Annotated in this window: 11 protein-coding genes; 6 read left to right on the top strand and 5 right to left on the bottom strand. The window is 52.6% G+C overall.

What is annotated here, in order from left to right:
- The first annotated feature begins 431 nt into the window (after nucleotides 1–431).
- Both BS640_RS21320 and iroC read left to right on the top strand, forming a co-directional pair.
- Nucleotides 432–1,547 (top strand): glycosyltransferase, encoded by a 1,116-nt coding sequence (locus BS640_RS21320; protein WP_017494375.1) that lies wholly within the window; start codon nucleotides 432–434, stop codon nucleotides 1,545–1,547.
- Nucleotides 1,548–1,605: 58 nt separating this feature from the next.
- Complete coding sequence (iroC, locus tag BS640_RS21325) at nucleotides 1,606–5,304, top strand: salmochelin/enterobactin export ABC transporter IroC (protein WP_084913284.1); 3,699 nt, start codon at nucleotides 1,606–1,608, stop codon at nucleotides 5,302–5,304.
- Between the two features lie 58 nt (nucleotides 5,305–5,362).
- Here the strand turns inward: iroC and BS640_RS21330 are convergent, their stop codons facing one another.
- The 4 genes from BS640_RS21330 to BS640_RS21345 form a co-directional block, all read right to left on the bottom strand.
- On the bottom strand, nucleotides 5,363–6,307 hold the full coding sequence (locus BS640_RS21330) for an alpha/beta hydrolase (protein WP_084913285.1): 945 nt from the start codon (nucleotides 6,305–6,307) through the stop codon (nucleotides 5,363–5,365).
- 151 nt (nucleotides 6,308–6,458) lie between these two features.
- Nucleotides 6,459–8,687: a TonB-dependent siderophore receptor gene (locus BS640_RS21335; protein WP_084913286.1), complete on the bottom strand. Its 2,229-nt coding sequence runs from the start codon at nucleotides 8,685–8,687 to the stop codon at nucleotides 6,459–6,461.
- A 343-nt stretch (nucleotides 8,688–9,030) separates the two neighbouring features.
- A complete protein-coding gene (locus BS640_RS21340) occupies nucleotides 9,031–9,780 on the bottom strand; it encodes a class I SAM-dependent methyltransferase (RefSeq protein ID WP_084913287.1) in 750 nt (249 codons plus the stop codon).
- A 92-nt stretch (nucleotides 9,781–9,872) separates the two neighbouring features.
- Nucleotides 9,873–10,757 carry a LysR family transcriptional regulator gene (locus BS640_RS21345; protein ID WP_084913288.1) on the bottom strand — a complete coding sequence of 295 codons (885 nt, stop codon included), beginning with the start codon at nucleotides 10,755–10,757 and terminating at the stop codon, nucleotides 9,873–9,875.
- A gap of 231 nt (nucleotides 10,758–10,988) precedes the next feature.
- On the opposite strand from BS640_RS21345, the gene BS640_RS21350 reads away from it, so the two are divergent.
- Nucleotides 10,989–12,185, top strand: a complete 1,197-nt coding sequence (locus BS640_RS21350; protein ID WP_084913289.1) for an MFS transporter — start codon at nucleotides 10,989–10,991, stop codon at nucleotides 12,183–12,185.
- 175 nt (nucleotides 12,186–12,360) lie between these two features.
- Nucleotides 12,361–12,831, top strand: coding sequence for a universal stress protein (locus BS640_RS21355; RefSeq protein ID WP_017493944.1), 471 nt, complete (start codon nucleotides 12,361–12,363; stop codon nucleotides 12,829–12,831).
- 94 nt (nucleotides 12,832–12,925) lie between these two features.
- On the opposite strand, the gene BS640_RS21360 is transcribed toward BS640_RS21355, so the two are convergent.
- Nucleotides 12,926–13,696 (bottom strand): siderophore-interacting protein, encoded by a 771-nt coding sequence (locus tag BS640_RS21360; RefSeq protein WP_084913290.1) that lies wholly within the window; start codon nucleotides 13,694–13,696, stop codon nucleotides 12,926–12,928.
- 251 nt (nucleotides 13,697–13,947) lie between these two features.
- Here BS640_RS21360 and BS640_RS21365 point away from each other — a divergent pair, with 251 nt between their 5' ends.
- A complete protein-coding gene (locus BS640_RS21365) occupies nucleotides 13,948–14,340 on the top strand; it encodes a cell envelope integrity TolA C-terminal domain-containing protein (protein ID WP_017493942.1) in 393 nt (130 codons plus the stop codon).
- Between the two features lie 130 nt (nucleotides 14,341–14,470).
- Nucleotides 14,471–14,587: a DUF6434 domain-containing protein gene (locus BS640_RS22425; protein ID WP_227956429.1), complete on the top strand. Its 117-nt coding sequence runs from the start codon at nucleotides 14,471–14,473 to the stop codon at nucleotides 14,585–14,587.
- The last annotated feature ends 252 nt before the right edge of the window (nucleotides 14,588–14,839 follow it).

The raw sequence follows: 14,839 nt of genomic DNA on the forward strand, positions 1-14,839 counted from the left end.
TATAAACAGAGTCCAAAACCAAGGGCTCTAATTAAATAGCTTATACCTGCGATGCCTCTGTGCTATTGCCCCATCAATAAGCGCCGAGGCAGTGATGCTGGGCTATTCTATGACGTAGCTACATCTGTTGCGGCCTTCTATGCTGCGCGCTGAAACGATAATCTTTGCCTTAGGATTTAAATACATTACTACTTTATTAGTAGACGGGAATAACTAAACATTATTCAACAGGGTTTTCGCACGGTAAAAAGAAATAGCTTACGTTGTTCACGGCGTTTGAGTCGCCGAAGAATGGCTCTATTAAAATTCAACGGGGACTCAGCGTCTATTTGCTGAATAGTAGCCTGGCGGGAAAATACGGCAGCCTCCACAGGGGTGAGACTGCGTGATATTTCCTATTTTAGTACGCCAGGCAGGAGAGGGATTTTCTCATGCGTATTCTTTTTGTTGGTCCACCTTTATACGGTTTGTTATATCCAGTACTTTCGCTGGCTCAGGGTTTTCGCGTTAATGGACATGAAGTTCTTATCGCAAGTTCGGGGAAATTTGCCCAGAAGGCGGCCGAGGCGGGTCTGGTGGCGTTCGATGCCGCGCCCGGATTCGATTCTGAGGCCGATTATCGGCGTCGTGAAGACCTGCGCAAGCAGAGCAACGCTGGCACCAAAATGGGAAACTTTTCTTTCTTTAGTGAAGAAATGGCCGATCGGCTGATTGAATTCGCGGGCCAGTGGAAACCCGACTTAATTATCTATCCGCCGCTTGGCGTCGTCGGGCCTTTGATTGGTGCCAAATATAATATCCCCGTAGTTATGCAAAGCGTCGGTTTCGCTCACACTCCCTGGCATATCAAAGGCGTAACGCGTTCGCTTTCCGATGCCTACGCCCGTCACGGCGTTGAGGCACCGCCGCGTGACCTGGCGTGGATAGACGTGACGCCACCCAGTATGAGCATTCTCCAGAATGACGGTGAGCCCGTTATCTCCATGCAGTATGTGCCCTACAACGGGGGGGCAGTGTGGGAGAAATGGTGGGACAGGACGCCGGGCCGCAAACGTCTGTTGGTGAGTCTCGGCACCGTCAAACCGATGGTCGATGGCCTGGACTTGATTTCATGGGTTATGGACTCGGCCCACGAGGTCGACGCTGAAATCATTCTGCACCTGTCGGCAAATGCGCGCGCCGATTTGCGAGAACTGCCGCCCAACGTACGCCTTGTTGACTGGATCCCGATGGGCGTATTCCTCAACGGCGCCGATGGATTTATCCATCACGGCGGCGCGGGAAATACGTTGACGGCCCTGCACGCCGGGATCCCGCAGATCGTATTTGGCGAAGGGGCAGACCGTCCCGTGAATGCCAAAACCGTCGTGGACCGAGGCTGCGGGATTATCCCCGGCGAGAACGGCTTGAGCAGTGACCTCATTAACACCTTCCTCAGTGATACCAGGCTTCGCAGTGCATCAGCACAGGTCGCCGCAGAAATGGCGGCGCAGGCCACGCCGTCAGAGGTGGCTGAACGTCTTGTTGCACAACTGAAAGCCGGCTGATTGCAGCCATCCCATGACTCAGGTCATGGGTTTTTTATTGCAGATTACAGGAGGGTTGATGCCCACTACTCATTCTTCAACACCCGCGAGCTCATGGACAGTCCGACTTGCTAGTGTGTGCTGGGAACGCAAGAAACTCAGTATCATCGTCGTGCTGGCGTCTGTCAGCACGATTCTTCTGGCCGCGTTAGCGCCCTTGCTAACCCGACAGGCGGTGAACGACGCCCTGGCGGGCAACTCGGCGCAGTTGCCGTGGCTCGCGGGAGGACTGCTCTTCATCGCGCTGTTTGATTTTGTCGGCAACTACGTGCGCCGTGGCTACGCGGGGGAGCTCTCTCTGTGGGTCCAGCATACGCTGCGGGGCAGGGTGTTCGACAGCATCCAGAAACTCGATGGTGCAGGGCAGGACGCGCTGCGCACCGGGCAGGTGATTTCACGAACCAACAGCGACTTGCAGCAGGTGCATATGCTGTTACAGATGTGCCCGGTTCCGCTGGCCGTGCTGACCTATTACGTCGCGGGTCTCGCGGTGATGCTCTGGATGTCACCGTCGATGACGCTTATCGTGGTGCTCGTGCTGGCCGGTCTGGCCACTACCGCGCTGCGTGTTCGTCGACGCGTGTTTGCCCAGACGGGCATGGCGTCGGACAAACTCGCCAACCTGACAGAGCACATGCGTGAAGTCCTGGCGCAAATCTCTATCGTGAAATCCTGCGTAGCGGAGCTGCGTGAGATGCGATGGCTTGACAAACAGTCGCGGCACATGGTGCGCGTGCGCATTGGTGCGGCCATCGCTCAGGCGATACCGGGGGCGACCATGCTGGCGCTGCCGGTGCTGGGACAGATAGTGCTGCTGTGCGTTGGCGGCTGGTCGGTGATGGCTGGACGCATCGACCTCGGCACCTTCGTGGCCTTTGCCAGCTTCCTCGCTATGCTCACCGGCCCAACTCGCGTGCTGGCCTCGTTCCTGGTTATCGGACAGCGCACCCAGGCCTCTGCAGAGCGTGTTTTCGCTCTGATTGACACCGAATCGCAGATGCAGGACGGTACGCAGGCTGTAGAAGGTAAGGTCGTCGGGTTGACGCTGGATGATGTCGGATTCAGCTACGCCAAAGGCGCTAACGTGCTCAGCAACGTGTCATTTTCTATCGAGACAGGAGAGACGGTTGCGGTCGTCGGGGCGTCGGGTTCGGGCAAGTCGACCTTGTCGATGCTGCTCGCACGCTTCTATGATCCGACCTGTGGAACGCTGTGGCTCAATACTTCTCAGGGAAAGCAGAACATTGCCAGTCTTCGACTCGAGGAGCTTCGCCGTGCCGTAGGCGTGGTATTCGAAGATACCTTCCTGTTTGCCGGAACCGTGTCTGAAAATATTGCCTATGGTCACCCTGAGGCGACGGAGGAGAACATTCGTCGTGCGGCCGATGCCGCGGGTGCAACGGGCTTTATTTCCGCGTTGCCCAAGGGTTTCAAAACCCGTCTCGCCGAGCGTGCTTCCAACCTCTCAGGTGGACAACGCCAGCGCATCGGGCTCGCCCGTGCACTGCTGACCGCACCTGGTCTGTTAATTCTGGATGACACCACCTCGGCGGTGGACGCCGGTACCGAGTCCGAGATTAACGCCGCCCTGGGACGCTATGCCGATGAGGATCACATGCTGCTGGTCATCGCACGTCGACGTTCGACCTTGCAGTTAGCCAGTAAGATTGTGGTGCTGGATGAAGGGCGCGTTGCCGATGTCGGCACCCAGGCTGAACTAGAGGCGCGTTGTCCGGCATTCCGCGCCCTGATGTCCGGCGCAGGTGATTTCCTCGAGAAGCCGCTCTCTTCTCATGCACAGCTGTGGCCGGAGCCTGATTCTTCGTCGGTTGATGAGGACAACATCCTCGCGGCTGCCGGGGCCGGGGAAGGGTTCCGCGAGCGTATGAGTCGCGTGCCAGAACGGGCGGTACAGATGGCGCAGGACGGTCAGGGCCGACGCGTTGCCTCACTGTTATCTCCCGTCTCCTGGATGTTCATTGTCGCAGCGTTGCTGACCGCCGTGGACTCGGCGGCGAGCGTAGGCGTACTGGTGCTGCTACAACGGGGCATCGACATGGGCGTCGCGGCAGGCAATCTGACCATTATCGGCACCTGTGCCGCGTTTGCCTTGGCGTTAGTCGCCGTCAGCGGGTGCTGCTACTCATTGCAAACCGTGGTTTCGTCGCGCGCGGCGGAGACCGTACAGCATACGGTTCGTCTGCGCAGCTTTGGGCACTTGTTGCGTCTGGGCATGCCTTACCACGAGCAGCACGCCGATACCCGACTGACCCGCATGACCGTCGACGTTGATGCGTTGGCGCGATTCCTGCAAAACGGCCTCGCCGGTGCGGCAACCAGTTTGATCACCATGCTGGCGATTGCGATTGCCATGTTCTGGCTCGATCCGGTTCTGGCCTGTGTGGCTCTGAGCGCCGTTCCGGTGGTTATCTTGGCGACGCTGGTCTATCGCCGTTTGAGCTCACCGGCCTATGCACAGGCGCGTGTCGAGATTGGTAAAGTCAACAGCAGCCTACAGGAGAAAGTCTCGGGACTGCGCGTAGTGCAGTCTCACGGGCAACAGGGGGCAGAGGCGGCACGTTTACGTTCGCTGTCTGACCGTTTCCGTGCCACCCGCGTGCGTGCGCAAAAATACCTTGCCGTCTACTTCCCGTTCCTGACCTTTTGTACCGAAGCGGCTTACGCGGCCGTGCTGCTGGTCGGGGCATCGCGCGTTGCCGAAGGGGAGATGACGGCCGGTGTGATGGCGGCCTTCTTCCTGTTGCTGGGGCAATTTTATGGGCCGGTACAGCAGCTGTCGGGCATTGTCGATTCTTACCAACAGGCTTCGGCGAGCGCCAGACAGATTGACGCTCTGCTGGCGACGGAAGGGGCTGAAGAGGTGCGACCCTCTGACCCGTCTGCCATCGTTCCTTTAAAAGGAGCACTGACGCTGGAAGACGTGACCTTCCTTTACCCCGGCAGCCGTGAACCCGCGCTGGATAAGCTTAGCCTGTCGATACCGCAAGGCGCGCTGGTTGCCGTTGTGGGACGCAGTGGGGCAGGGAAGTCTACGCTGGTTAAGCTGATAGCCGGGCTTTACACACCGACCGACGGCAAGATTCGCATCGGGGGACGTACCATAGAAGAAAACCTGCTGGCTGATTATCGTGCTCAGGTTGGGTTGGTCGAGCAGGATGTTGCGTTGTTTAGCGGCGATATCGCGGAAAATATCCGCTATCCGCGGCCATCAAGCAGCGACGCAGAGGTTGAGCGCGCGGCAAGGCAGGCCGGGCTTTTCGACACGGTGCGAAGCTTGCCGCGAGGGTTCCGCACACCGGTCAACAACGGTGGGGCCGATCTCTCGGCAGGACAGCGTCAGCTCGTTGCTCTGGCGCGAGCACAGCTTGCCAACGCGCACGTTCTGCTGCTCGACGAGGCGACGGCGCGTCTGGACAACGCCTCAGAGGAGACACTCATGACCTCACTCGCCGAGGGGGCGCATACCGAGGGCCGAACGGCGCTGGTGGTGGCGCACCGACTCACCACAGCCCGTCGCTGCGATGCGATAGCCGTGATGGATACGGGGCGTGTTGCCGAATACGGTACGCACGAGGCGCTGTTGGCGAAAGGTGGACTGTATGCGCGACTGTGGCGTGATAGCGCAGGGAGTGAGCCTTCCCTGGTGATGGATTCTGAAGAAGTCGAAGTTGATAATGAAGCAGAGGTGATGTCGTAACGACGACGGAATCTTGATACCCGACATTGCCGGCATGGCAATGTCGGGTTAACGATGATTACGGGCAGGTCGACTTGAGGTTGCTCTGTTGCTCCGCTGCGATATTTAACAGCGCACGCGGCAGAGAGGCGTTAAACATCTGACCGTGGCTGAGCAGGGGATCTGACCAGTAGGACACCGGCAGGCCTTGGTTATGCAGCGCTGCTAGCGTGTTGCGAAGCTTGAGCAGAACTTCCGGTGCGGTTTCAGATTTGATATTTTTGCCCGGCGTGTCGTCCCCTTCATACAGAGACAGCGACTTATTACAGAAATCCGCTTTCTTAATCTCCCCGAGCCTGTCGACCAGGACGGCATAATCCCGGTTCAAAGACGGGCTGGTGGAATAATAGCGGCTGAACAGTGACGAGGAAGACAGGTAAGTATCGAGAACAAACACCCCACCGTAGGAATGCCCCCAGAGACCTCTTTTAGCCGGGTCTATTTTCAGACCTTTTTCAACGCCCGGTACAATGGTTTTTTCCAGCAAGTGACGAAAGACTTGTGCGCCGCCATTCTCACGGCCGTGCAGGTCCTGATGATGGCTCTCTCGCACCGGCGGCGTGTAATCATAGGCTCTGGCATTCACCTCAAAAGGCAGGGGAGTCTGATAGCCGACGGCCACGATTATCGGTGGCGTGCCCGCTGAAAGCTGTTTAAGAACAGGCTCCGAAAGTTTGTCCATCGCCGCATTACCGTCGAGCAGATAAAGCACCGGATAACCGGAAGGCGGCGCGCTTTTATCGGGTACGCCGGTCCACACCTTGTAATGTCTTCTGCCGTCGGCAGAATCGAAGGTGCTGACTGAAAAATGATAATAAGCTGACCCTTTGTCGGCGATATTCGGCCCCAGAGGCGTCATGTCGGGTCGAGCGTAGCCGTTGACGGTATAGAAGAGGGTCAAAAAGAATGCGATGAGAAGCGGTGCGATACGTGGATATTTCCTGCTGGATAACAGATTGCTCATTTATAATTTCTCAATATATTCACCGCGATAACGAGGTGTAGATTCTGTGCGACCTTAATAACAATAAGGCAGTGACGGGTTTGCCTGAAGGGAAAATCAGGAAAGCCCGCCTTGCTGTTGGCAAGGCGGGCCTTTGGGGACTGACGAGGTATTAGAAGTGCATGCCCAGCTCCATATAGAAGGTGCGGCCCGACTCATTGTAGGTTCGCGCCCCTGCGCCATAGGCGTAGGTCGGGGAGGTGCCGGAAGTCAGGGCGTTGCCCTCGCGGAAGTGGCGCTCATCCAGAATATTGTCTATCCCAGCGGTGACGTCGATGTCCTTGTTGATGCTGTAAAGCGCGCTCATGCCAAATACGGCGTAAGGGGCCACCTGCCAGGTTTCCGTGCCGGTAGTGTCGCCGCCCTGAGAGTTATATTTCTGCGGTTTTTGTCTGCCATACCATGTCATTGTTCCTTCCAGCGCCAGATCGCTGGTGGCCTGCCAGTCGAGGGTCGAGTTAAGGGTAAATTTCGGGATAATCGTCAGGTAATCGCCGGTGGTATCGTTCTTATTGTCAATGATGTAAGTGAAGTTGTTGTTCATGGTGACGGTTTCGCTGAGGGGGAAGTTAAACGTTCCCTCTAGCCCCTGCACGATAGATTTAGGCACGTTTTCCCACTTGTAGACGTCAGACGTTCCGTTGCCGTATTCCGGTGAGTAGCCCGCTTCAATCTTGTTGTGATAGTCGTTACGGTACCAGGTCAGACCCGCCTGAACGCCGTCGTGGTGGTACTCAATGCCTATCTCTTTATTGACGCTGGTCTCGGCTTTCAAATCCTTGTTGCCCTGCAAATAGCAGCTTACAGAACTGGCATAACAGCCATTGCCGCTGCTGTATAGCAGGTAGTTAGGGTTGGTCTGATAGAGGTTTGGCGCTTTCCATGCGCGGGCAATCCCCATCTTCAGGGTGAAATTATCACCCAGCTCCTGCGAAAGATTCAGTGAAGGGCTGACGTTGCTGCCGGTGTAAGTCTGGTGGTTAAAACGTATTCCCGGAGTCAAACGGGTCGAGTCGGTCAGGTCGATATTGTCCTCGGTGTAAATGCCGTAGATATCCGCCGAGCTGTAGTTGCTGCGACCGGTACTTGAGACACCGTTTACCGTGGAGGTGGTGGTCACAGTATTAGAGGTTGGGTCGGCCATGGTCTGATGGTTCATTTCCGCGCCGAAGGTCAGGGTTTGGGGGACCGCAAGGTCGAACGGGAGATTTACCTCCGAATGCAGATTGGTATCGTTCAACGTGATGGTCGAGAAGCCCGGATTAGTGGTGCTAAAGAGCCCCTCAAGGCCGCCTGACAGGCCTTCATTCAGACGAGTATTACGCGTTTTTTCAAACTGGATGTAGTTATTGGTGGTGATGCCGTTGTCCCAGGCCCCGGTGTATTTCAGCGACAGCGACTGGCGATAGATAATGTTGGTTTCTTTACCATAGTTGGCTCTTACCAGCGCACTGCTGTTGGTGTTCTGCGTGTCCCCGGCGTACAAATTTCCCTGACGACTGAACCCGGCAGACAGTTCCAGCGCCTGCATCGGGGCGAAATCCCAGCGTAATACGCCATTGATATTCTTGTTAATGACCCCTTCGCGACCGGCCGGAACCTGGCCCGCATATTTACCGGTACGTTCTGCGGCGTGCCCGGCGTTGATGTTTTGCCCATCGGCCTGAGTCTTGCTCCAGTTGCCGTAGAGGCGCAGGCTCAGATGGTCCGCCAGCGCACCGCTCAGACTGGCGTTATAGCGTTTGGTGGCGCCTTCCTCTTTGTGTTCTGGCACGTTGTAATAGGTATTGAAGTTGCCGTGCCACGCAGGTTGCGCCTGTTTGGTGATGATATTCACCACGCCGCCCATCGCACCATTGCCGTACAGCGCGGCTGCCGGACCGCGAATGACCTCGATGCGGTCGATCATTTCAGGCGGCACCCAGTTACTGTCGCCACGGGTATCACGGTCGCCGCGCCAGCCATAGCGCACCGAGTTTTTGCTGCTCACCGGCATACCGTCCACCAGAATTAAGGTATTCTCCGGCCCCATACCGCGAATATCTATCTGACGGTTGTTACCGCGTTGACCACTGCTGGAGTTGCCGGTGAGATTCACTCCCGGCATGGTACGAATGATTTCTGAAACGTCGCGCTGGATAGGGTGCTTTTTTATCGCTTCGCTGTCGATGATTGACACGCCCGGCGCTTGCAGCGTTTGCTCTCGGGCGGTAACCACTATCGTATCTTCATGATTGTTTTTCTCTTCGGCTTTGACTCCGTCCGCTTGCGCCAAAGGTACGACCAGACTTCCCGCGATGAGCGAACTCAACAACGAATATTTATAGGTATCTTTCCTCATGATATGAAACACCTGCCCTGTGTTAAAAAAACGTAAATAAGAAACTAAACTATAATGAGAATGATTATTGATTACAATTAGGAATTTTCTTGCACCCAGACTGTGGGGCAAATAACAGGGATTCCTGGGGGTAAATATTCTTTTTCCGAAGGGAGGGATACGCCAATAATTCCGCTTAATTGCCGGGGGTACTTATTAGTGGATTAATTATTTAGAAATAGGGGTAATTATGGATCTTTTGGAGAACAACAGGCAGATCCTCAAAGAGTCATTAGGACGAATTTTATTACGCGAACCGGCCGCCTATAAAGGGCGACCGTACTCTAAAAGCGGGATTTTGGGTTTATCGGCGTGCTTCGATTAAGTGCCGGGTAGAATGTGCAATAAAAGGAGTACCGTCACGCATCTGTTGATCCATCTTTAATAATTTTTGACGATATTTTTCTACTGAAAAATCGGGAACCCACCATACACATTTTCTCAGTATCCAGATTATTGCGCCAATATCGAAAAATTCCATTCGACACTGCGCTAAGCGCAAATCCATAATTTCTAATCCTGCCGCCTCTGCCTCTTTAGCCTCTTTTTCAGGATTACGCAGCGTTCTCTCGTAGGGTAAAGGGCCTAAAAAGTACTCAATGAGTTCAAAGGCAGAGGCTGCGCCCACATGTTGCGCAAAATAGCGGCCTCCTGGCTGAAGAACACGGTGAATTTCCGACCAGTTCGGCGCGACGGGGTGGCGAGAGGTTATTAACTCAAAGGAAGCATCAGCAAAAGGAAGTGTGTTGATGCCCGCTGAGTCGATGATTTGCACGCCACGCGCGGACAAAAGCTCACGGGCCTTCTTTATATTTGGCGGCCACGCTTCCGTGGCAAACATTTTTGAGGGGAATACTGGAGCCTCGTTTAGCACCTCACCGCCACCGGTATCGAGGTCTAAGGCAGAGTTTACGCTGCTCAGGCGTTGACCCAGTAACTTAGCGTATCCCCACAGTGGTCTTTCTTCCGTCGCTCTTCCTGCCAGCCAGCCAAACCCCCAACCCTCTACGTCAGCCTCTTGGGCTTCTTTTACAAGGTCATCAAACGGTTTCATTTATTTGCCATATAAAAGTGAATGTTGCTTCAAATTGTTACACAGGTCGTAATCAATCGCCATGCTCAGGCGTCTCCCACACCTGGTCCGCTTCATAATCGCAGTGCATCCACCACCAATGAGAATGCGGGAGAGTGCTGTTTACGGCTTGGATAATAAAGGTAGTAACCAGGAAATGGCCTGCACCAGGGTTCAAGCACGCGGACCAGACGACCCTCTTCAATCAGGGTTCCAAACTCCTCTTCGGGTAAAAAAGCAATGCCGAGTCCGGCAAGCGCCGCATCTATCACGTGGGAGGAGGTGTTGAAAATGAGCTGTCCGTTGACGCGCACGTTAAAACTCCCTTCATCCCGTTCAAAATCCCAGGCATACAACCCGCCAGAGCTAATCAAACGCTGGTTTATACAAGGCTGCTGCGTCAATTCATAAGGGGTTTTGGGAACAGGATAGCGTAAAAAATAGTCTGGAGAGGCGACCGCAGCCATACGCAGCTTGGGACCAATGGGTATCGCTATCATGTCCTTATCGATAGTGTCACCCAGTCGAACGCCCGCATCAAAACGGTCTGCAACGATGTCACGGAAACCATGGTTCGCGTCGAACTCGATATTTATATCCGGGTACTCTCGCAGCAACGGGGCCAGCTTTGGCAACAGGATAGTGTGCAAAACGTCTGGCCCGCAGGTGATGCGCACCGTCCCTGCGGGCTTATCGCGCAGTTCGGTCAGCATATCCAGTTCGGCTTCAATTTCATCAATACGATCACCTATAGCCAGCAACAATCTTTCTCCTGCTGATGTCGGCGATACGCTTCGCGTAGTACGCGTTAGCAGGCGAATTTGCATCCGTTCTTCAAGTGCGGAAATCGCCTGGCTGAGAGCCGGTTGAGTGACCCCTAACTTTGCAGCGGCACGGGTAAAACTGCTTTCACGAGCGACCGTGACAAAATAGAGCAGGTCATTGAGGTTACGTTTCATCAGGCAGGTTCCACTACATTAATAAGCATTGGTTATAAACCTATTAAGTATTCATTAGCTAGTAATAATGTAGCCGACGGGTAAAATTCCTGACAACAGTTTATTAGGCTCTGGCCTATAAACGCGGTTGCTGTTTGCATCTTTCATCCATTTTTTGACGCTATTCCTGTGAATAGCGTTCGGCCCCGGCTTGCCTAAAAACAGCGGGGTATTATTCGGAGTCAGAAATCTATGCCCAGTTTGGCGAATCACACACCACTTCTCAGAGAGCAGGCTTACTGGGGCGGCGTATTCGCCATGACGCTGTGCGTCTTTGCGCTCGTTGCTTCAGAATTTATGCCTGTCAGCTTACTGACGCCTATCTCTAAAGAATTAGGCGTCAGTGGGGGACTGGTTGGGCAGGGGATTGCGATTTCTGGCCTGTTTGCGGTAATGACCAGTCTCTCCATTTCAACATTAGCTGGCGCGCTCAATCGAAAAATACTGCTGTTGGGGATGACGGTGCTGATGGCCTTTTCCGGTGCCGTTATCGCGTTAGCACCCAGTTATCTTATTTACATGGCTGGCCGGGCTTTAATTGGTATTGCGATTGGTGGGTTCTGGTCGCTGTCTGCCGCCACGGCCATTCGCCTGGTTCCACCGCAGCGAGTTCCTCGTGCACTGGCTATTTTTAACGGGGGTAATGCGTTGGCCACCGTGATAGCGGCACCGCTTGGCAGTTACCTGGGTTCTGTCATCGGCTGGCGAGGGGCATTCTTTTGCCTCGTTCCGGTCGCGGTAATGGCCTTTATCTGGCAGTGGCTGAGCCTGCCGCCCATGAGAACGGATAAAAATGATAAACCTACCGGCACTGTTTTCCGTCTTTTTTCTAATCCGCTGGTGGCCGTTGGCCTTACGGCCTGCGGATTGTTCTTTATGGGGCAGTTTTCGTTGTTTACCTATTTGCGCCCGTTCCTTGAGACGGTAACGCAGGTGGATATCACTACGCTGTCGCTCATTTTGCTGACTCTCGGCGTCGCTGGCTTCGTGGGAACCCTGGCGATCGGTGTATTTTTGAAATCTGCCTTTTACCCCACGCTGATTGTCATCCCCTTTCTTATGGCTGCAATAGCCGGAGCGCTTATCGCCTTTGGCCACAGTCTTTGGATAGTTGCACCGCTACTCGCCTTATGGGGGTTGATCGCCACTGCTGCTCCTACAGGTTGGTGGACTTGGATCGCTAAAACGGTGCCTGAAGATGCAGAAGCGGGGGGCGGTCTGATGGTTGCCATCGTGCAACTGTCAATCGCCCTTGGCTCCACCCTCGGGGGATTAACCTTCGACCATATCGGCTATCAAGGCACTTTCACCCTCAGCGCCATTTTATTAGTTATTGCAGCTGCTCTGGCATTATTAACGTCACGTAGAGATATTCATCAAACCCAATGAGGATTAATCACACGCTGTTAGGGCTGTGCTTAAGCTCGTTTGCTGCAATAGAGACCGATAAGTATTAGTACCCAGCAGTGCGCCTGACGCACTTAATAGCTGCGTGTGAAGGCATTTATTTACCGAGAAAGGTAATAGAAAATGAAATCTTTATCTTTCACTAGTAGGAAACGTAATGTTCACCCATATTCTTGTGGCGCTTGACGGCTCTCCCCAGTCTCAGGCTGTCATTGCATTAGCCCATAAAATCAGTGCAGAGAAGCTGATTAAAATCGATATTTTATGCGTGGTAGACGGGGCGTTTTTAATCGTTGATAAAAACATAAATGACGAGGCCGGCGACGGGCTGGTTTATCCGCCTGCAAATCAAGAGTACCAGCAAGCTCAAAAAATGGTGAATCAGGCAATAGCCAAGCTCAAGACAGAAAATCGACAAGTCAGCGGGGCGATTATCGGCGGAGAACCGACGGAGGTGATTATTAAAGAAGCGAGTCGGTTAAATGTGGATCTCATTGTGATGGGACACCGGCATTTATCCTCTCTTAAACGCTGGGTAGAGCACTCGATTGCCAAAGAAGTTATCGACCTGGCGGACTGTCCCGTGCTGGTTGAAAATCAGGAAAATGAAAGCAGTCCTCAAGCGTAGAGAGCGATAACTGCAAAGATAAATATCGAAAACTATTTTTCTTTGCAGTCAATATTGCTGTGAGCAACGTCGCTGTTATCCCTTGAATAATAGCCTATGGGGTATCATTAAAGCCTTTAACGCCTTTTTTCCAATATCCTCTGGAAAAAATAGCCGTGGGTTTAAATATTTCCGCCTCTATTAGCCGTTGCTTTAAATAACGAGCATCATCCGCTTCTGTAGCTATCCATGCCTGCCCTTCACTGGCTGGAAGTACTTGTTCATCGATGGCCTGTTGAACAAGCATACGCATAGCACTTTCACCCTTTAGTGAACTAATAGCCGAATACTGAGCAATCAAATTTGAATGTGTCAGTTGGGTAATTCCGACCGAACTTTCGACACCGACAAACAATATGACTGGCAAGTTTGAAGGCAAACTCGTCAGGATAGACTTCATTGCCGGTATTCCGGCTTCATCGACGATCAGCAGCAGCCATTTGCTTTTAGGATTCAGAGCGAACCCCCCTGGGCCAGGTCCGGCAAATCCCACAACATCGCCTATTTGCGCATTTTTAGCCCACCTTACGGCCGGTCCGCTGCCGTGTAAAACCATATCAAAGTCGATTGTGCCTGCGAATTTATCCAGGCCGCTGAGCGTATAGGCACGAGCCGCATAATTCAGACCATCAGGGAAAAGAACTTTTATCCAGGCAGCGGGAAGCTGCGTGCGCGAATTCAATAAGAAAGAGTCAACATCGTCACCACACAAGGTAATACGCTTTACATTAGTGGCAATATGATGCAAACCGCATACGCGGCTCGTTCTCATACGTCGAGATTCACTCTCGTTATTTATATTGACCGACTCGTCGGGTTTAATCATCACCTATTTCCTTATAACGGATAGTTATGTGACACGATTATAAAGACTCAACTCCATTTGATAATTGACATTGAATTATCTGAGCAGTGCGCTTCATGCACCGACCTGCTTCACAGCGATTAACCCACAACAACGTTGGGTCCGCATTTTTCTCACAGTCGCCCTAAACCGCGTTAGCCGTTGTTTGCCATTAGAATACCTGAATATATCATGATATATTCAGGTATTCTAATGGATTAGGAGCGTTTGAAATGGCAAGAAAAATCTTTATGCTGGCAGTTGTGGTTACCCTGGCAACGGGGTGCACGGCGTTGCATCCTACCGGCTGCCATAAAACCTCGGCATTGGGTATTTGCGGTTCTGGTGACTTTGAAGATCAGGATGAATGGGGCGCCCAGGCGCGTGCAATTGTGGCGGCAGTAAATGCCAAAGTTGTCGATCCACAAAGCTGGAAGGGCAAGAAATGCAGGTTACATATAGAATTTGCTAAGGATGGCACGGCTTCCAACATTTCTACCCGTGACGGAAATGAAGCATATTGCGAAGCGGTAAAATCAGCAGCCCAGAAAGCCAAATTCCCACCCTTTACCAATGAAGAAGTATATGAAGATTTTCAAATGTCTGGCTTTAATATGCACGGTTAGTGTCCTAATTTCTAATCAACCTCTTAATCACAGGAGTCAGTAAATTGAAAATTGATTGGCATAGCTCATTACTAACCCGTACCACTATCGTTGAAAAATACTAAAAAATACCCCAAACGTTCGTCGTTTCATGATTGAACATTGTGGAGAATATTTTCGATTCGATCGGAAGTTTATGATGTGGATACGTAATGATGAGCCAAAAACTTTGGGTGATGTTATAAATGAGTGGAAGCGTAGACATTGATTTTAATAAGCCAGCTCCGCTTTTTGCTCAAAGCCGGTCAATTAATCTATCAGTGACGCGGTAACAAAAATAGGTTGAATTATTTAGTGAGAAATCGACAAGATTTATCACTATAAATTCTTCTATCGACGCGTTGAATTGTCTGTAAAAATTAAATTTTTTGGTATAAAACTTAATTATTACAAATATAAAAAACATTCCCCACACCAAAAGAACAATTTTCTGATAAAGGGTATATTCATCAACGCCTGG

The sequence above is a fragment of the Rouxiella badensis genome, from assembly GCF_002093665.1.
Taxonomy (GTDB): domain Bacteria; phylum Pseudomonadota; class Gammaproteobacteria; order Enterobacterales; family Enterobacteriaceae; genus Rouxiella; species Rouxiella badensis.